Origin of the sequence: Streptomyces sp. NBC_01304, from assembly GCF_035975855.1 — a bacterium.
Taxonomy (GTDB): domain Bacteria; phylum Actinomycetota; class Actinomycetes; order Streptomycetales; family Streptomycetaceae; genus Streptomyces.
This window is the reverse complement of sequence record NZ_CP109055.1, coordinates 10,562,364-10,579,641: the sequence shown is the minus strand read 5'-3', so window position 1 is coordinate 10,579,641 and position 17,278 is coordinate 10,562,364. Positions and strand designations below refer to the sequence as shown.

Annotated in this window: 17 protein-coding genes; 9 read left to right on the top strand and 8 right to left on the bottom strand. The window is 70.5% G+C overall.

Translation table 11 applies throughout. The features are described from left to right. Positions 1-41: 41 nt before the first annotated feature. The 3 genes from OG430_RS47175 (at position 42) to OG430_RS47165 (ending at position 3,074) form a co-directional block, all read left to right on the top strand. Positions 42-2,189: an MMPL family transporter gene (locus tag OG430_RS47175; protein WP_327358906.1), complete on the top strand. Its 2,148-nt coding sequence runs from the start codon at positions 42-44 to the stop codon at positions 2,187-2,189. Continuing rightward, positions 2,186-2,884: a class I SAM-dependent methyltransferase gene (locus OG430_RS47170; RefSeq protein WP_327358905.1), complete on the top strand. Its 699-nt coding sequence runs from the start codon at positions 2,186-2,188 to the stop codon at positions 2,882-2,884. The genes OG430_RS47175 and OG430_RS47170 overlap by 4 nt, the downstream gene beginning before the upstream one ends. A 64-nt stretch (positions 2,885-2,948) precedes the next feature. Beyond that, positions 2,949-3,074, top strand: coding sequence for a hypothetical protein (locus tag OG430_RS47165; RefSeq protein WP_327358904.1), 126 nt, complete (start codon positions 2,949-2,951; stop codon positions 3,072-3,074). 43 nt (positions 3,075-3,117) lie between these two features. On the opposite strand, the gene secD is transcribed toward OG430_RS47165, so the two are convergent. From secD to OG430_RS47145, 4 genes are all read right to left on the bottom strand, one after another. Continuing rightward, positions 3,118-5,472, bottom strand: coding sequence for a protein translocase subunit SecD (gene secD, locus OG430_RS47160; RefSeq protein WP_327358903.1), 2,355 nt, complete (start codon positions 5,470-5,472; stop codon positions 3,118-3,120). A 62-nt stretch (positions 5,473-5,534) separates the two neighbouring features. Then, entirely contained in the window at positions 5,535-5,948 is a 414-nt protein-coding gene (locus OG430_RS47155; protein ID WP_327358902.1) for a hypothetical protein, read from the bottom strand. A gap of 424 nt (positions 5,949-6,372) precedes the next feature. Next, complete coding sequence (locus tag OG430_RS47150) at positions 6,373-7,290, bottom strand: LLM class F420-dependent oxidoreductase (RefSeq protein ID WP_327358901.1); 918 nt, start codon at positions 7,288-7,290, stop codon at positions 6,373-6,375. Between the two features lie 306 nt (positions 7,291-7,596). Then, complete coding sequence (locus tag OG430_RS47145) at positions 7,597-8,175, bottom strand: TetR/AcrR family transcriptional regulator (protein ID WP_327358900.1); 579 nt, start codon at positions 8,173-8,175, stop codon at positions 7,597-7,599. Between the two features lie 92 nt (positions 8,176-8,267). Between OG430_RS47145 and OG430_RS47140 the strand changes: the two genes are divergently transcribed. From OG430_RS47140 to OG430_RS47130, 3 genes are all read left to right on the top strand, one after another. Next, complete coding sequence (locus tag OG430_RS47140) at positions 8,268-8,714, top strand: DUF1772 domain-containing protein (protein WP_327358899.1); 447 nt, start codon at positions 8,268-8,270, stop codon at positions 8,712-8,714. Positions 8,715-8,895: 181 nt separating this feature from the next. After that, complete coding sequence (locus tag OG430_RS47135; RefSeq protein WP_327358898.1) at positions 8,896-9,321, top strand: DUF4267 domain-containing protein; 426 nt, start codon at positions 8,896-8,898, stop codon at positions 9,319-9,321. Between the two features lie 82 nt (positions 9,322-9,403). After that, positions 9,404-9,790: a VOC family protein gene (locus tag OG430_RS47130; RefSeq protein WP_327358897.1), complete on the top strand. Its 387-nt coding sequence runs from the start codon at positions 9,404-9,406 to the stop codon at positions 9,788-9,790. Between the two features lie 33 nt (positions 9,791-9,823). Here OG430_RS47130 and OG430_RS47125 read toward each other — a convergent pair whose 3' ends face one another. The 4 genes from OG430_RS47125 to OG430_RS47110 form a co-directional block, all read right to left on the bottom strand. Further along, entirely contained in the window at positions 9,824-10,417 is a 594-nt protein-coding gene (locus OG430_RS47125) for a barstar family protein (protein ID WP_327358896.1), read from the bottom strand. A gap of 124 nt (positions 10,418-10,541) precedes the next feature. Next, a complete protein-coding gene (locus tag OG430_RS47120; RefSeq protein ID WP_327358895.1) occupies positions 10,542-10,805 on the bottom strand; it encodes a hypothetical protein in 264 nt (87 codons plus the stop codon). A 91-nt stretch (positions 10,806-10,896) separates the two neighbouring features. Continuing rightward, positions 10,897-11,667 carry an NAD(P)H-dependent oxidoreductase gene (locus OG430_RS47115; protein WP_327358894.1) on the bottom strand — a complete coding sequence of 257 codons (771 nt, stop codon included), beginning with the start codon at positions 11,665-11,667 and terminating at the stop codon, positions 10,897-10,899. A gap of 245 nt (positions 11,668-11,912) precedes the next feature. Next, positions 11,913-13,526 carry an FAD-dependent monooxygenase gene (locus OG430_RS47110; RefSeq protein ID WP_327358893.1) on the bottom strand — a complete coding sequence of 538 codons (1,614 nt, stop codon included), beginning with the start codon at positions 13,524-13,526 and terminating at the stop codon, positions 11,913-11,915. A 57-nt stretch (positions 13,527-13,583) separates the two neighbouring features. Here OG430_RS47110 and OG430_RS47105 point away from each other — a divergent pair, with 57 nt between their 5' ends. From OG430_RS47105 to OG430_RS47095, 3 genes are all read left to right on the top strand, one after another. After that, a complete protein-coding gene (locus OG430_RS47105; protein ID WP_327358892.1) occupies positions 13,584-14,288 on the top strand; it encodes a TetR/AcrR family transcriptional regulator C-terminal domain-containing protein in 705 nt (234 codons plus the stop codon). A gap of 329 nt (positions 14,289-14,617) precedes the next feature. Next, a complete protein-coding gene (locus OG430_RS47100) occupies positions 14,618-15,475 on the top strand; it encodes a lamin tail domain-containing protein (RefSeq protein ID WP_327358891.1) in 858 nt (285 codons plus the stop codon). A gap of 253 nt (positions 15,476-15,728) precedes the next feature. Further along, the gene (locus OG430_RS47095; RefSeq protein WP_327358890.1) at positions 15,729-17,198 is read left to right on the top strand and encodes an FG-GAP-like repeat-containing protein; all 1,470 of its coding nucleotides are present in this window, start codon (positions 15,729-15,731) and stop codon (positions 17,196-17,198) included. Positions 17,199-17,278: the final 80 nt, after the last annotated feature.

Genomic DNA, 17,278 nt, shown 5'->3' with positions numbered 1-17,278 from the left:
CTTCATTGGGACGGCTAACCGCACGTCACCGTTGGTGGGTCGTGGTCGCAGCGGTGCTGCTGAGCGTGCTGGGCGGTGTGTGGGGGACGGGCACCTTCGGGACGCTGACCGGCGGCGCCGGATTTGATGATCCGCGCAGTGAGTCCGTCCGGGCCGATCGGATACTCGCCGGCCCGTTGGGCCGCCAGTCCGCCGACCTGGTCGTGCTCTACGCCAGTGAGAGCCACACCGTCGACGACCCGGCCTTTGCCACTCCCGTCCGCAAGGCCCTGGAGAAGGTGCCCCGTGAGGGCATCTCACGCGTGGAGTCGTACTGGTCGAAGGAGAACGGTGCCGCTCGGGCCGGGGACTTCGTCTCCCGCGACCGCCATGCTGCCTACGCAGTCGTCCAGTTCACCGCCGACGGTGATCAGGATCAGGTCACCGCCCTGAACAAGATCAAGGACCGGTTCGCGGTGCCCGCTGCTTCCGGCGTCACCGTCCGGTTCGGCGGCACGGCGGCCATGACCGAACAGGTCAACGCCCGCACCGGTGCCGACATCGCCCGCGCCGAGATGCTCTCCATGCCAGTCCTGCTGGTGCTGCTCCTTGTGGTCTTCGGCAGCGTCGTCGCGGCCTCTCTGCCGCTGGCCGTGGGCGTCCTGGTGGCGCTCGGCTCCCTGGTCGTGCTGCGGACACTGTCCTTCTTCACCGAGCTGTCCAGTTCGGTGATCAACGTGATCACCATCCTGGGCCTGGGGCTCGCGATCGACTACGCGCTGTTCATGGTCGGCCGCTTCCGCGAGGAACTGGCCGCGGGTGCCGACGTGGACCAGGCGGTCGAGCGCACCACCGCCACCGCGGGGCGCACGGTCGCCTTCTCCGGCCTGGCCGTGGCCATCTCCTTCGCCGGTCTCGCTCTGTTTCCCTCCCGCTTCCTCAGTTCGATGGGCTACGCGGCAGTTGCGGTCGTGGTCTTCGCCGTCGTCGGCTCGCTCACGCTGCTGCCGGCTCTGCTGCGATTCGCCGGACACCGCATCGAGGCCGGACGGCTGCCGTTCCTGCGCCGCCGCTCCGGCAGCACGGCACGCGGCCCGCAGGAGCAGGGCCGCTGGTACCGGATGGCCCACAAGGTCATGAACCGCCCCCTGCTCACCACCGCACTGCTTGTCCTCACACTGCTGGGGCTCGCCGGGCCGGCACTCGGCGTGAACTGGGCGCGGCCGGCCGACTGGGTCCTGCCCACCGGTGCCGACGCCCGTCAGGTCACCGAGCAACTCACCCACCACTTCGACCACGACCCCACCAAAACCGTCACCGCCGTCGTCGACCCGCACGGCACGGCTGCCAACGACCCCGCGAAGGTGGCCGCTTACGCCGAGCGGCTCGGCACGGTCGAAGGCATCAAGGACACCTCCGTCACCGCGGCCCACGGCGACCTCACCCGGATCACGTTGCACTACAGCCCGGACCCGATGTCTCCCGAGGCCCGCACCATGGTCGGCGACCTGCGCGCGCAGACCCCGCCCACGGGTGCCGAAACGCTGTTCACCGGCATGCCCGTCTCCCGCGTGGACATCGTCGACATGATCGGCCAACGCGCCCTCTGGATGGGGGTGTTCGTCGCCACCGTCTCCGCGCTCGTCCTGTTCCTCGCGTTCCGGTCGCTCGCGATTTCGCTGATCACCGTGGCCATGAGCGCCCTGTCGCTGCTCGCCGCCTTCGGAGTGATCACCTTGATCTTCCAGTACGGCATCGGGGCCGGCCTGCTCGGCTTCGAGCCGGTGGGTGCCGTGGACGCGAACTTCCCCGTCCTCATCGTCGCCATCGCCTTCGGCCTGGCCATGGACTACCAAGTGTTCCTGCTCTCCAGGGTCCGCGAACGCTACCTGGCCACCGGCGCTCCGGCCGAGTCCGTCGCCACCGCCTTGCAGCGCACCGCAGGAGTCATCACCAGCGCCGGGCTGCTGCTCGCCGTCGTGGTCGGCGGCTTCGCGGCCTCCTCCATCACCTTCCTGAAGATGATCGGCATCGGCCTCATCCTGGCCATCGCCCTGGACGTGCTGATCGTACGGGCCCTGCTGCTGCCCGCCGTGCTAGGACTGCTCGGCCACCGCGCCTGGCCCAACCCCCTGCGCCGAGACACCAACACGCACCCGTCCGCCGGGAACCGGACCGAGAACACCGCCGACACGCAGGTACCCGCATGACCACCCAGACCGCCTCGGCCGCACTTTCGGACGCCCTCGTCTTCCTCCGGCAGTTCACCCGCACCTCCCGGAGCACCGGAGCCATCGCGCCCAGCGGCGCCGCCCTCTCCCGCGCGCTCATCCGCCACGTCCACCCCGGCGGCCCCGACCAGCCCCGCGCCGTCCTGGAAGTCGGGCCCGGCACCGGAGCCGTCACCCGACACCTCGCCAGGCGCCTCGGCCCGTACGACACCCTCGAACTCGTCGAAGCCAACCCCCACTTCGCGCACCGGCTCTCCAACGCCCTGCACCGCGACCCCCTGCTGACCGCCCTCGCGCCACGCACCCGGTTACGGCACGGCCTCGTCCAGGACCAGATGCTCGGGCGCTACGACAGCATCGTGTGCGGCCTGCCGTTCGCGAACTTCCCGCCCGACCAGATCGAGGCCGTCTTCCGCCAGCTCTTCGCCGCGCTCAGGCCAGGCGGCCGGCTCTCCTTCTTCAGCTACGCCGGCGGCCGCACACTGCAGAAGATGGACCGCCGCCAAGCCGCCGCCCGCCACGCCCTGCGCACGGCAACCGACCGGCACCTCCTCCACAGCGAACTCGTCCTGCCCAACCTCCCGCCGGCACGGGTCCACCACCTGGCAGCCCCCACACCGGCCCTGTGCCGGTGTGGGGGTGCCCGCCACGAGGAGCAGGACAGCAGAGCGTGATCGAGAACCTTCTCGAAGGACTCCCCCAGCCCAGACATACGCGCTCGCCGCCGCGGTGATCGCGATGGAACCCGCCCTGCTCGTCGGCATGGCGCTGCCGAGCACTCCCACCACCCGGCTGGTGGGGGTGCTCGGCCACCTCGCCCAATCGGCCACCCGGCGGCCCACAGAACACGGATCGGTTCTCTGAACCCGTTCTCACACAAAGTGAGCCGGCGAGCCTTCGCGCGTCCTCACACCACAGCGCCCGAATCCCGTGCCCGTCCGCGTCGCTCGAGCGGACTGCGCGCCCCGTTGTCCTTGGTGCGCTTGGGGTGCGCCGGCGGCGCCGGGTGGCTGCTCTCGAGTTGTACGGCGATCGGCACGGCGGTGAACACCGTCGACGCCGTGCCGATCAGCACGCCGGCGATCAGTGCCATGGAGAAGTCCGCGAGCGCGTCGCGGCCGAGGATGGCCAGGGCCGCGAGGATGAACAGGGCGCCCATGCCGGTGTTCACTGTGCGTGGGAGCGTCTGGATGACGGCGTTGTTCGCGGTGGTTTCCAGGTCGGACGCCGGATCGCGGCGGCGCGCCTCGCGCACCCGGTCGAAGACGACGACGGTGTCGTTGACGGAGTACCCGATGACCGTGAGCAGGGCTGCCAGGAAGACGCTGTCGACGGGTTTACCGAGCCAGGCGAACAGGCCCACCACGAGCAGCACGTCGTGGACCATGGCGGAGACCGCCGCGGTGGCGAACGTCCAGCGGAACCGCACGCTGAGGTAGATCAGTTGGGCTGCGACGGCGATGCCGAGCGCGATGAGTGCGTTCCTGCGCAGTTCGTCGCCGAGGCTCGGGCCGATCAGTTCGTCCCGCTCGACGGTGACCTCGCCGCCCTGTTTCGCCAGCGCTGTTTTGATGGTGTGCTGCTGGTCGTTGCTCAGCTCACCGGTGCGTACCGAGATGTTGCCGTCCCCCGATTCCTGCACCAACGCGCGTGGGAACCCGGCGTCCGTGACCGCCGTACGTGCTGCGTCCGCGTCCAGGGGTCTGCTGGTGCTGTACTCCACCAGGCGTCCGCCGGTGAACTCCACTCCGAAGTCCAGGCCGCGCAGGCCGATTCCGGTGACGGCCACCACGATCAGCAGCGCGCTGACGCCGAGCCAGCGGCGCCGGTGGTGCAGGGGGCGGGGCCGGCGGCGTGCGAGCCAGGCACGCACCCTGCCGGTGGAGGTGATGCCGGTCAGGCCGGGCCGGTTGCGTACGAAGCGGCGGCGGATCGCGAAGTCGGCGAGGACCCGGGTGATCACCAGGGTCGAGAGCATCGAGACGAGGACACCGATGGAGAGGGTGACGCCGAAGCCCTTGACGGGTCCGGTGGCGAAGAAGAAGAGCAGCCCGGCCGCGAGCAGCGTGGTCACATTCGAGTCGACGACCGCGCTGAAGGACTTGTTGAAGCCGGTGCGCAGCGGCTTGTCCAGGTGCGGCGAGGCCGCCTTCAGGGCCGGCTTCGAGGCGCGGGCCGCCAGATACTCCTCCCGGGCACGCTCGAAGACCAGGACGTTCGCGTCCACGGCCATGCCGATCGCCAGGACGAAACCGGCGAGTCCGGGCAGGGTCAGGGTCGCGCCCAGGGCGATGAGTGCGGCGTAGGAGATCAGTCCGTACAGGGCGAGCGCGAGGGTGGCCAGGGCGCCGAGCAGGCGATAGACGACGAGGATGAACAGTCCCGTCAGGGCGAGTCCGATGAGCGCGGCCTGGGTGCTGGCAGCGATGGCGTCGGCGCCGAGCGTGGGGCCGACGGTGCGCTGCTCCACGACGTCTACGGGCACCGGCAGGGCACCGCCCTTGACGAGTGCGGACAGCTCGCGGGCCTCTTGTCGGTCGAAGCCGCCGGTTATTTGTGTGGAGCCGCCGGCGATGCCGGTCTTGCATGGCACGTCCGCGTTGACGGCGGGTGCCGAGAGGACCTTGCCGTCCAGAGCGATGGCGACGCGCCGGTCGGGGGCGCCCTGCGGGGCGCAGGCCGCCGCTCCGGTGACCCGTGCCCAGTCCTTGCCCGCCTCTCCGCGGAAGGTGAGGTTGACGGTCCAGCCGGACATCTTCTGCTGGTCGAGGACCGCCTCGGCGTCCTTGACGCCCTCGCCGGTCAGGGCGGTGGGCCCGAGCTTGAGGAACCTGCCCTTGCGGTCGGGGTCGGCCAGGGTGCGTGAGCCGTCCTTGGCCGGCTTTCCGTTGTTCTCGTTCTGCTTGTCCGTCGTGCCCTGTACCGGGTGGACCGTCAACTGGGCGGTGCGGCCGATGACTTGGGCGGCCTTGCGCGGGTCCTGCAGGCCGGGCAGCTCGACGAAGATCCGCTGTTGTCCGGACCGGTACAGGTTCGGCTCGGACACGCCGAGCGCGTCGACCCGCTGGCGCAGCACCTCCAGGGCCCGCTGGGTCGATTCGGCATTGGCCTCGACGGCGGGTGAGTCCTTGGTCTGAAGGACGATCTGGGTGCCGCCGCGCAAGTCGAGGCCGAGGCGGGCGGGCTGGGTGAGGGCGAAGAAGAGCGAGGCGGCGATCACACCTAGGGCGATGATCGCCCGCCACAGGGGCGCGCGAGACATGAATTCTCCACGATGGGCAGGCAGACGGAGTCGACGTCCTTGCCGGGCGCGGAGGCGAACGGTCAGGCGTCGATACGGACTTCGGTGCTCCATCGGGACGGCGGGCCGCGCGGGCGATACGCGTGGGTGCCCGAGCTCGTTCCTGCCGTGGCGGCCGCCACGGGCACGGCGGGGCCGCCGACAGCGCGGTGTGGGGCCGTGTCCCCGGCGCCAGGGCCCAGGAAGCCGTGGAACGGGTACGGCACCGTGTCGTTGTGGCCGCGCACGGGGTGCGCCGCCGTGACAGGCCGCTGCGTGTCGGCGGTCACGGAGGCCTGCGCGGTCGCCGTCGCGGCCGTGCCCGTCGAGGACGGGCGGGACGCCGGCGCCGACTTCGCCGACACCGGCAGGAGGAAGGTCAAGGCCGCGAGCAGCGCGCAGAGCATGGCGGCGGCCGGGCGCGAGGAGTGTGCGGGATGCTCGCGGGGGTGCTGCACGCCTTTTGCCCCCCTGGCCAAGTCGTCGTACGCAATCAGCAGTTGGGCACTGTGAGCCGACGGCTCGGCTTCGTTCGGCCGTCAGTGACACGAACGCCGTGCGGCGTGCTGAGGTTCCCCGCCCACCGCAGGAAGACTGCTGTTGCATCGACGACGGCGTTCCGTCCGCCTGCTGGATCGTGACCAGGCGCTCGTGCCGTACGCGCCTTCCGGGCGAGGGCGATGCGCTCCTCGCCGGACCTGAAGTGAACTGGCGCGGTCGTTGTTGCAATGGACGCCGAAACGGCCGGGTTTGCTGTCACACACCTCAAGTGGCGGGTGTTCGCTGACCGCAGTGCGCCGGTCGACCGGCGACGGACCGGTTATGGCGCCCTGTGCGCCGAAAGCCCACTCGGCTTGTCGTACAGGGACCAGATCCAGCTCTTCACTTCGTGTGGGGGACGATCTGCTCGCCGAAGGCGGCGGCCTGTTCGAGGAACTCGCTGCGGGTGCGGGCGGGAAGCGCGATGGTGACGCCGGTGACCCCGGCGGCGGCCTGCTCGGCAAGGTCGGCCAGGAGCGCGTCGGCGTCGAACCCGGCGCCGGAGAACATGCTCAGGCCCCGCGGCATGAAGGTGACGTCGACGGGGTCGGTGCGGCCCACCGACTCTGCGTACTCACGCAGGTAGTCGAGACGGGCAGACAGGTCGGCCAGGGATTCGATGCCGGGTGTGCGCAGGCTTTTGGAGGCCTTGGCGGGGGCCGGCATCGGGAGCCAGCCGTCGCCGAGGTCCACCACGCGACGTATCGCCCGCTTGCTGTTCCCCCCGACCCAGACCGGTATCGGCCGCTGCACGGGCCGGGGCAGCATGGTGTTGCCGGCCGCCGCGTACCCCGAGCCCTCGAACACCACCGACTCACCGCTCCACGCGGCACGCATGGCGCGCAGTGCCTCGTCGAGCCGGTCGTTGCGCGCGGCGAAGTCCGCGCCCAGGGCGGTGAATTCCGGCTCCAGGTAGCCCGCACCCACGCCCAGGATGACGCGACCGCCCGACAGGGCATCGAGCGAGGAGACCATTTTCGCGCAGACGAAAGGATTGCGATATGCGGGTACGAACAGGTTCGTGTGCAGGCGCAGCGTAGAGGTCGCGGCGGCGGCGAACGACAGGGCGACCATCGGGTCCAGGGTGTGGTGCCCGCCATGGGCGAGCCAGGCATCACCGGGGAAGGGATGATCGGTCACGAAGGCCGCGTCGAACCCCGCGGCCTCGGCGGCACGCGCCATCTCCATGACCGCCTCGGCACTGACCAAGTCAGTACCGGCGTCCACCAGATGGGTCGGCAGCCCCAGCGAGAAGAACATGCCCGCACCGTAACTGACGCATCGTCAGATGTCAGCATCACGGGCATGCCCCTGTACGCCGGTCACGTCAGGCGGCCGGCCTCCATCACCTCCGACGCCGAAGCCGAGCGCGGGCCTACGCACCGTGCACTGCACAACCGGCGCCTGCACCTCGCTCCCCGAGCCCTTCAACTGTCGCGTCACCGACAGCAGAGGCCCGGCGCTCCACGGCTGCGCCGTGCGGGTGCGGGCGACCAGAAGCGTTGCGGCAGGCGGGCACGCGGCGGAGGCCCGAGGGCCCCGTCGCATGTCCGCCGGGACGGCGTGTCAGACCAGGGCGAGCCGGTCCACCAGCAGCTCCACCCTCTGCTCGGCGCCCTCCGGCGGGAGCCGTCCGGCCCGGGTCAGGGTCGCGATTCCGTGCAGGGCCGCCCAGAACGTCTCGGTGAACAGCCCCGGGTGGACGCCGTCCCCGGCGACCTCGCCGAGGCTCTCCAGCATCGCGGCGAAGGCATCCTTCAACGGCTCGGGGGTGTCCTCCTGCGCGTACGCCAGGCCGCCGTCGAGCTGGAACAGGGCGTCGTAGACCGCCGGATGGTGTGCGGCGAAGTCGAGGTAGGCGCCGGCGAGGGCGGCGACCCGCTCGCGCGGGCCCTCCGCGGCGCCGGTCGCGGTCCGCATCGCCACGGCCATCTCGGCGGCGCCCTCCAGGGCGACGGCGCCGATGATCTCCCGTTTGCCGCGGAAGTGGCTGTAGAGGACGGGCTGGCTGTATTCGATGCGCTCGGCGAGCTTGCGGGTGGTGACCGCGTCCCAGCCCTGCTGCTCGGCGAGTTCGCGGGCCGTCGCCACGATGAGGCGCTCGCGGACCGCCCGTTCGCGCTGCTTGCGTTCCTGTACCGACATGATTTGAATCCTAGCACCGCTAGACAACAGAGCGGCAGTAGTACTAGCGTTGCCTCATCACCTAGCGACGCTAGATACCAAGAGGGGTCACCATGCTCAACGCACTCGAGATCGTCACCACCGTGCTCGTCGGCCTGATGGTGGGAGTGGAGTTCGCCGTCGCCTTCGTCATGAACCCGATCTTCAGCGCCCTCCCTGACGACAGCAACCAAAGCGCCCGCAGCCACGGCGGCCGCATGCTCGGCGCCGTCATGCCCGTCTGGTACATCGGCTCGCTCATCCTCGTCGCCACCTGGGCCATCGCCGGATGGGACCACGACGGCGCCGGCCTCGTCGTCACCTCCGGCGCCTTGCTGATCCTCAGCGTGATCATGTCGATCCTGCTGCTCGTCCCGATCAACAACCAGGGCAAGACCTGGACCCCCGAGAACCGGCCCGCCGACTGGAAGCAGCAGATGAACCGCTGGGACCGCTACCACTACGCCCGCGTCGCCGTCATCATCGCCGCCTTCACCCTGCTCGTCACCGCCCTCGTCTGAGCCCGCGGGCCGGCCCCGCGCCGGCCCCGCGCCGACGGCGCGCACGCTCCCCGCTCCCCCGGGCAGCAGGCCACCCAACTCCCCGATCAGCCGGGTCTGCGCGGCCCGATCAGGCCCACACACCACTAGGCAAGCTCCACGCACCTAACCCAGCCGATGACGACCCGCAAGGAGAAGCACCATGACACTGAAGAAGATCAACACCGTTCTGGCCGCCGCCTTCATCCTCTTCATCCTCTGGTTCGGGACGGAGTTCATCCTGAGCCCGCAGACGACGGCGCCGGGCTTCGGCCTGCCGAGCTGGCCGTCCGGCGACGGCGGCGGCTTCCTGATCATCAAGGGAATCCGCGACGTCGTCCTGGCCCTGGTCCTGGGCATCCTGCTGGTGACCGGCCACCGCCGGGCGCTGGGCTGGGCGCTGCTGGTCGAAGCCCTCGCCGCGTACGGCGACATGACCACCGTGCTGGCCCACCAGGGCTCCGTCGCCACCGCACTCGGCGTCCACTGCCTCACCGCGACACTCATGGTCGTCAATGGCCTGCTGATACTGCGCGAGACCCGCAACGTCGCGGCCGCACCGGCCACCCTCGCCCCACAGCCCGCCTGACCCCATCAATCGTGAGGAAGGCCGCCGAGGCCACCTCGGCGGCCGCCGCCACGCGTAGTCCCGTGCCTGAAAAGGAGTCACCATGCCCGTGGAACTGAATCACACCATCGTCCCCGCCCGTGACCCGCAAGCGTCGGCGCAGTTCCTGGCCGGAATCCTCGGCCTGAGTGTCGACCCGCCGGTGGCGCACTTCACGCCGGTCACGCTGGCCAACGAAGTCAGCCTGGACTACGACCAGCTCGACGACTTCGAGCCGCACCACTACGCGTTCATGGTCGGCGAGCGGGAGTTCGACGCCGCCCTCGCCCGCATCCAGCACGGCGGAATCACCCACTACGGCGATCCCAAGTGCCAAGAGATCGGGCAGGTCTATCGCAGCCAGGCCAGCAAAGGCCGCAGGGGTACCTACTTCCATGACCCTGACGGACACCTCATGGAAATCCTCACCCCGGGCAGCGCCCGGCCGTGAACCGATGACCCCCAGCCGACCCGGTGCGAACAATCATGGCCTGGCCGGAAGCGCAGGGAATGGCATGGCTGGGTCAGCGCCGGGCCAGTCCTCACCGGTGAGGGTCGCGGTCAAGCGCCCGTCCCGCAGGGCCACGCCGACATCCAAGCCGTGAGCTGCGGCCTCGGCAGCTGCTGCGGGCGGGGTGTGATTGAGCAGGAAGACGAAGTGGAGCGTGAACGGTGGCCAGTTCGCGTGCGGAACTCCATCGGCGTCGAGCTGAAGGTTTGCCTTCCAGCCGGCCTGGCACAGGACCGATACGAACAGGCCGAGGAATTCGCTACCGAGCAGGGCATCGGCGTGGTCGATCAGGATGGCGGCGTCCTTGGTATCGCCCCCGTGGCCGTGCCAGTCGTGCAGGCAGTCCACCAGCGCGTCCCAGTTGCGGCCGAAGTAGCCGGGAAAGGACAACTCCCGGGCGAAGGCAGCAAACAGCGAGGCCGGCTCGCGCATTTCTCGGCCGTCGAGCCGGAACACGCGCCCGCCCTGCTCGCGGAGCTTGGCTGTCTCGCTGCTCACCCATGGGTCGTCAACGCGGGTGAAGACGACCCATGGTGACCGGCGCTCCGTGAGGGTGGGGGTGTCCATGGTGCGATCCTCACACGGGTCTCCGGCTCCACCGAAATCCGCTTCACCTGGCACGTCGCAGCATGCTGAGCGAGACCCTGCGCACGGTTCCAGGCGGCCCACGGACCACCCAAGTTCGCGCCCTTCATGGGCAGCAGGCCACGACCACTACCGCCCTTCGGCCGACCGCTTCCCACATCCGGGTCGGTCGCGGCAGACGGTCTCGCGGGTGCGCTTGCAGGTCCTGGACTCCTTGGGGGAAGTCGAGGTCGTCGACAGTCAGGACCCGCGCGCCTCGGGTCTCCTTGCGGCCGTTCCCGGCGGTGCGGTCGTAGTGCTTCGCCGTGACGTCCTTCCAGGGCAGGGCATGGAGCTGTGCGTAGAGGCCGACTTGGTTCCGTTCTCGCATCCAAGCTGGAAATCGACGCAGGACCCGGCCCCGTTGACCCGTCACCGGGGAAACACTCGCGAGGCCGGCTGGCAGCCAGAGTCCTGCACTCTCACCGCTGGTGAACTCCCAGGCCGGCGCGGCCCGGTGCGAGGTCGGGCCGTAGGACGAGTTCGTCGTCGTACTCACCGCCCGCCTCGGGCCGGTACGTCAGCGGTTCTTCGTCGGGCAGCGTGCGCAGCCGCTGCCGCAGCGCGGCGGACGTACGGGCGTAGTCCGCCGGGTCATGCCGGTCCGCGCCGTACGCCACGAACGGCTTGAGCGGCGCCATCCCCGTGTACCAGAACGTGCCGTGCAGCAGCGGGAACAGCACCTCGTCCACGTGCCCATGGATCCCTCGCGGCCCGAACCCGGGCGGCCGAGCCCCCACTGACGTGACGACCAGGGCCCGCTTGCCGGTCAGACCGCCGTCGCCGTACCGGCGGGTGTGCCCGTCCGGTGTCTTCACGCCGAACCCGAGACCCTGCACCAGGACCCGGTCGAACCAGCCCTTGAGGATCGCCGGAGGCCCGAACCACCACAGGGGGAAGTGCAGGACCAGCACGTCGGCCCAGGCCAGCTTCTCGATCTCGGCACGGATGTCGGCGCTCAACTCACCCGTCTTGTACGCGCGTTCCTGCTCGGCTCCGACGAACAGCCGTTCACGGACGGACGGCCCGTCGCCGAAGTCGCCGGCGTCGAGGACCGCCTTCCACTTCATCGCGTACAGGTCGGACACCTGGTACGCGTGCCCGAGCCCGTCGAGAGCGCCGAGCGCGTCGGACATCAGGGAGCCGTTGAGGGAGTGCTGTTCGGGGTGGGCGAAGATCCAGAGGATGTTCATGCCCTCGAGCGTGCACCTTCGTCGTCGTACGACATCAGCGGCCAGATGGTCAGAGGGTGAAAGAATCTGGCCACTGCGGGGAGAGGGACTGGCGCTCATGCAGGCCGCCTCGTCCGCCACGCACAGCGGCGCCGGGCGGCGATCGTCGGGAGTGGGTGGGAATCGCCGCGGTCTCGATTCCATCAGGGCGAACCGCCATACCCGCGCTCCCTGATACGGCGCCACCACAAACGTCACGCATCCGATCAGGTGCTCGGCACCGGCACCGGCACCGGCCGGGCCAGCACCTGGTCCAAGACCTCGGTGAGGAATCGTGCCGGATCCGTCGCCGGTGTCGTGGCGCGCATCGCGACGATTCCGTCCGGGCGGACGAGCAGGGCCCCTTCGTCCGCGAGCCACGGGACTGCGACGCGGTGTGCGGGGAGTTCCAGGTCCGCTGCCGCGGTGAGCCAGCGCTCGCCGGCGGTGCCTGCCAGCAGGGTCCATCGGGAGGCCACCAGGTCGAGTGTGGAGACCCCGTCGATCCACGCGTGGGGTACCCGTGAGCCCGGCGATCCGTCCAGTACCAGGTCGACTGTGGAGGGGAGTTCCGGGCGCGGGTCGACGACGGCGGCCGAGTCGTACCTGTGGCCGAGGTGGACGACCGGCGCGGCCCACACTCCCGCTGCCGCCCTGGCGGCGTCGGCCTCGGGTCCGCGGCCCCAGTGCAGCTGCGGGTCGGCGAGTCTGCGCATCGCCTGGTCCAGTGTCGCTGCGGCGACCGGTTCACGTTCGTGCGCGTAGGTGTCGAGGAGGCGGGCGCCGGCCTCGCCGTGGTGGACGGCGGCCAACTTCCACGCCAGGTTGTGTGCGTCGGCGATCCCGGTGTTGAGGCCGAACGCGCCCATGGGTGACACGGTGTGCGCGGCGTCGCCGACGAGGAACACGCGGCGGTCGACGGCGAAGGTTTCGGCCGCCGCGCTGCGTGGGCGCCACGGGAGCACGCTGCGTACCTCGACGTCGAGGTCGGGATCGCCGACCGCGAGGCGGACGAGTGCGGCGCAGCGCTCGTGGGTGAAGTCTTCGGGGCGTTCGCCGGCGTCGACGTCGCAGGCGACGTGGAAGACCCAGTTCGTCGCGCCGTCCACGGTGGCAAGCAGGCCGGCGGCCTTCGGCGTGGTGATCGTGCAGGTGGCGAAGGACATTCCCCGCAGGTGCGGTCTCAGGTCGGCGCGGAACAGGATGTTGATCATCGTCTTGCCCAGGTCGCCGGGCCCGGAGGTGCCCACGCCGAGCGCGGTCCGCACGGTGCTGTGCGTGCCGTCGGCGGTGACGAGGTGCGTGCACCGCAGCGAGTAGCGGCCGTCGGGGCCTTCCAGTTCGACGTTGACGCCGTCGGCGTCCGGCGCGATGTCGATCAGGCGGGTCGACCAGCGCAGGTCCGCTCCGCGGCGGGCCAGGTCGGCTGCCACGACGGCGTCGAGCCGGTCCTGGGCGCAGACGCCGCGCAGTCTGAACGGCGTCACGTCCAGTTCGTCGGCGGACGGGGTCGGCATGGGCACCGTCACGACGTCGCCCGCGCCCATCTCGACGACGGTCGGCGCCACCGCCTTGCCCGCGCCGCCCCTGAGGTCGACCGCGGCGGCGTCGACGGCGGCGTCGAGGCCGAGTTCGCGCAGGACCTCGACGGAGCGCGGTGCGATGCCGGTGGCACGCGGGTGCACCGACGGCCCGGACCTGCGCTCGACGAGCACCGCGTGGACGCCGTGGTGGGTGAGCAGTGCCGCGGTGAGCAGGCCGACGCTGCCACCTCCGACTACGAGCACGGGGGTGGGTGCGGGCGTGGGCGTGGACACTTCTGGATACGGTGTTTCCGTCATGGATACACCGTAGCCAGAAGGTAGGATGCAGGTCAACGAGGAAAGGAACCAGCCCCGATGACCGAACCCGCCCCCTCCTCGGTGTGGACCCGGCCGCGCCCGGAGCCGCGCCGACGCGCACCCGGAGTGGACCAGTACGTGGCCGCCGCGCTGGCCGTCGCGGACGCGGAGGGACTGGCGGCGGTGTCGATGCGACGGGTCGCAGGTGATCTCGGCTCCGGGACTGCCTCGCTCTACCGGTACATCACCAACCGCGACGAGCTGGTGGACCTGATGGTCGACGCGGCGCAGGGTGAGGATCCGCTGCCCGAGTCCACCGACGACTGGCGTGCCGATCTGGGCGCGGTCGCGCACGCGTTGCGCGCGACGCTGCTGCGGCATCCCTGGCTGGCCGGTGAACTGGCGGGCCGGCCCGCGCTCGGCCCCCACTCGTTGCGGCGGTCCGAGTCCGCGCTGCGCGCCGCCGTCGCGCTCACGCCCGACATCACCCTGGCCTCGCGGGCGCTCGGCGCCGTGCACGCGTACGTGCTGGGTTCGGTCGCCGCCCAGCAGGCCCTACGACGCGCGGAGCAGCGCACCGGGCTCAGCGAGGAGGAGTGGCAGCGCAGCGTCGGCCCCTACATCAGCGAGGTCCTGGCGGCAGGCCAACACCCGATGCTCGCCCGCCGCGTCCACGAGGCCGAAGAGCCCGACCCCGACGTCGAGTTCGCGTTCGGCCTGGACTGCGTGCTCGACGGGCTCGCGGCTCGGATGGATCGCTGAGCGGTCAGTACGCGCAGCAGTTCACGGCCTCCGGGTGGCCCGTGAGTGACCTCCGTCCGGTTCGACCCATGACGGTGCCCTACTCGGCCATCTTCAACGTGGCGCCCTGACCGCCTGGCCGTACCGAACCGGTGGAGCACTCCCCGCGCTGCGCAGGCACGACAGACCTGAGTCCGCAGCGGCCCACGCCGCACCAATCGGCCATTTATCCCAGCTCGCCCAATAACAGGGTGATTCACCTTCCAACTCCCCTGTACCGGCGTTACGTTCGCCTCGCCCGGCCAACGGGCCGGGGCTCCCGCGTTCGTCAGGTGACAGGAGACCGGAAGATGTCCAAGGTCGACACGTCAGGCACGTGGACAGCCATCAGCATCAACCCGCCCAACCTCGAGGGACTCAGCACCGACAACGTCAAGTGGGGCATCCCCGCGGGCAGCGGCAAGAGCGGCTACCTGTTCGCCGGCGGAACCGTGGACGTACTCCTGGACGGCACCGAGTTCACCCTGGGCACGCTCACCCACCAGAACTTCCCGATCCAGGGCATGCCGCAGAACCAGTTCGAGGTGCACCTCTCCGCGCGCGTCGTGTTCGAGGACCAGGTGCCGCACGACTTCAGCTTCCGCTTCCAGCACAACGAGACCCCCAACGTCGGCCCCAACCCGGAAGACATCGTCGACCTGCCCACCCGGGTGTCGCCCGAGACGGTGACCATCGACAACACCGAGTACGCCGTGGTCATCACCGGCTTCAAACAGGGCGGCCAGATCGTCACCCGGTTCATCAGCCCGGAGAACGCCGCCAACAGCGCCGACCTGGTCGCCGTCCTCGCCCGCACCGGGCAGCCCGACGTCCAGATCACCAACGTACGTTTCAAGGGCGAGGTCAAGCGCACCCAGGCCGACGAGTTCGTGGAGGTCGTCAACCGGGGCACCGCTCCTGCCGACATCTCCGGCTGGGTCCTGGGCGCCGACGACGCCGGACAGGACTTCACGTTCCCGGCCGGCACCGTGCTCCTGCCCGGTCAGCGCATCCGCATCTACACCAATCAGGTCCATGCCGAGTGGGGCGGCTACACCTACGCCAGCGGGCGCCCCATCTGGAACGACCGCGGCGACGCCGCCAAGCTGCGCGACACCCAGGGCACCCTCGCCTCCGAGTACCGATACGGAACCGCCGCCACCCCGTAATCCGACCGCCCCGGGCCGGCGTCGGGCGAAGACGTCGACGAGCGGCCCGGGCCGGTGGCTGTCCGCGCGAGCTTGACGGGCCGCAGTGCCGGCGGCCTGCGATCACCCGCGAAGCGAACGGGCCCCCGGGCTGCCCGGGCGGACCTACCGCGATGTCGCCCGGCGCCGGCCACCGGTGAACTCCGTACAACCAGCTCCGTACTTCGACGGTCACACCAGATGTCCGTACTCCGTCGACCGAGTGAGAGCCTCCGTGCCACACAACCACCGCATCTTGACGTACGCCATCGCAGTCGCCGCTGCGGCCACCGCCGGGCTCGTGCTCCCGTCCGGCGCCACCGCTGCCGCACCCCCTGCCGCCACGAGCGACTTCAATGGCGACGGCTACGCGGACCTCGCCGTCGGCGTCCCGGACGGGACCGTCGCAGGCCAGGCCAAGGCCGGGTACGTGAACGTGGTCTGGGGCGGTCCGAGCGGCGTCGGCGCCCACGGCAGCATCCGTGTCAGCCAGGCCACTGCCGAGGTTCCCGGCAGCCCCGAGGCGGGTGATCGCTTCGGCGCATCCGTGGCCCTGGTGGACCTCAACGGCGACTCCGTCGCGGAGCTGCTCGCCGGTGCCCCCGGCGAGGACGTCACCGACCGCGGTACGGACGCGGGCATGGTCATCGCCGTAGGCGGCTCGGAGGACGGGCCGGGGCCGGGGTCGACGGTCCTCACCGGGCCGTCGCCGTCGGCTGCGTACGGCAGATCGGTCACGGCGGCGCACCTGACCGGCGGCGACAACAAGACGATCGTGATCGGCGGTACGGACAAGGTCGTCGCCCGTGTCATCCAGGGTGAGGACAGCCTGGTGACCACCGTCGTCGCCGCCCCGATGGGCGGCCGTGCCCCCGTCCTTGCCACCGGCGACTTCGACAGCGACGGCACGGCGGACCTGGCCGTGGCGTACTGGACCGCGGGCGACCCCAACACGCAGTCCCACGTACGCCTGTGGAAGTGGGACGCCGACCGGGGCGAGATGGCGAACTTCTGGAACACGGACAACGCCGGTGTGAGCGCTCTGGCCGCCGGTGACTTCGACGGCGACGGCCACGACGACCTGGCGCTCGGCGAATGCCGTGAGATCGCCGACGAGAACATCGACGACCCGTGCGGTCCCGAGCAACTCGCCAAGGGCGGCGGCCTTCACATCCATTACGGAAGCACCGCGGGCGGCTCGTTCGGCAGCCGTGCGCAGACCCTCAACCAGGACACGGCAGGCGTCCCGGGTGTGGCCGAGGACGGTGACCGCTTCGGTGCCGCCCTCGCCGTCGCGGACGTCGACCGCGACGGCCGCGACGACCTGATCGCGGGCGCTCCCGGTGAGGCCATCGGGAACAAGGCGAGGGCGGGCGCCGCCTGGTTGCTGCACGGCGGCGCCAAGGGCCTGCTCGACACCGACGGCGGGGCCAGGTCCGTCTCCTGGAACCAGGACACATCCGGTGTCCCGGGCGTCGCCGAGGCGGGCGACGCCTTCGGTGCGGCGGTCGCCGCGGGCGACCACAACGCTGCCGGTGCAATCGATGTCTCGGTCGGATCCCCCGGTGAGAACGCCTCCCTGGGTGCCGTGTGGCTCCTTCCCGGCGGCTCGGCCGGGGGCTCAACTGCCTTCTCGCCCCGCACGCTCGGCCTGCCGTACCTCTCCACTGCTCAGAAGTACGGCACGGCGCTGCACAGCCACTGATGGCCCAGAGCCCGGTGTGGAGATGACCGCCTCCACGCCGGGCTCCGCTGTGCCCGGCTTGCGTCTGCCTTGCAGTGGAG

Bases quoted from the DNA above. Each gene is read 5' to 3' on its own strand.
- OG430_RS47170 (WP_327358905.1), top strand. From the start codon at position 2,186: ATGACCACCCAGACCGCCTCGGCCGCACTTTCGGACGCCCTCGTCTTC.
- OG430_RS47165 (WP_327358904.1), top strand. From the start codon at position 2,949: ATGGAACCCGCCCTGCTCGTCGGCATGGCGCTGCCGAGCACTCCCACC.
- secD (WP_327358903.1), bottom strand. From the start codon at position 5,472: ATGTCTCGCGCGCCCCTGTGGCGGGCGATCATCGCCCTAGGTGTGATC.
- OG430_RS47150 (WP_327358901.1), bottom strand. From the start codon at position 7,290: ATGTTCTTCTCGCTGGGGCTGCCGACCCATCTGGTGGACGCCGGTACT.
- OG430_RS47145 (WP_327358900.1), bottom strand. From the start codon at position 8,175: ATGTCGGTACAGGAACGCAAGCAGCGCGAACGGGCGGTCCGCGAGCGC.
- OG430_RS47140 (WP_327358899.1), top strand. From the start codon at position 8,268: ATGCTCAACGCACTCGAGATCGTCACCACCGTGCTCGTCGGCCTGATG.
- OG430_RS47135 (WP_327358898.1), top strand. From the start codon at position 8,896: ATGACACTGAAGAAGATCAACACCGTTCTGGCCGCCGCCTTCATCCTC.
- OG430_RS47130 (WP_327358897.1), top strand. From the start codon at position 9,404: ATGCCCGTGGAACTGAATCACACCATCGTCCCCGCCCGTGACCCGCAA.
- OG430_RS47125 (WP_327358896.1), bottom strand. From the start codon at position 10,417: ATGGACACCCCCACCCTCACGGAGCGCCGGTCACCATGGGTCGTCTTC.
- OG430_RS47120 (WP_327358895.1), bottom strand. From the start codon at position 10,805: ATGCGAGAACGGAACCAAGTCGGCCTCTACGCACAGCTCCATGCCCTG.
- OG430_RS47115 (WP_327358894.1), bottom strand. From the start codon at position 11,667: ATGAACATCCTCTGGATCTTCGCCCACCCCGAACAGCACTCCCTCAAC.
- OG430_RS47110 (WP_327358893.1), bottom strand. From the start codon at position 13,526: ATGACGGAAACACCGTATCCAGAAGTGTCCACGCCCACGCCCGCACCC.
- OG430_RS47105 (WP_327358892.1), top strand. From the start codon at position 13,584: ATGACCGAACCCGCCCCCTCCTCGGTGTGGACCCGGCCGCGCCCGGAG.
- OG430_RS47100 (WP_327358891.1), top strand. From the start codon at position 14,618: ATGTCCAAGGTCGACACGTCAGGCACGTGGACAGCCATCAGCATCAAC.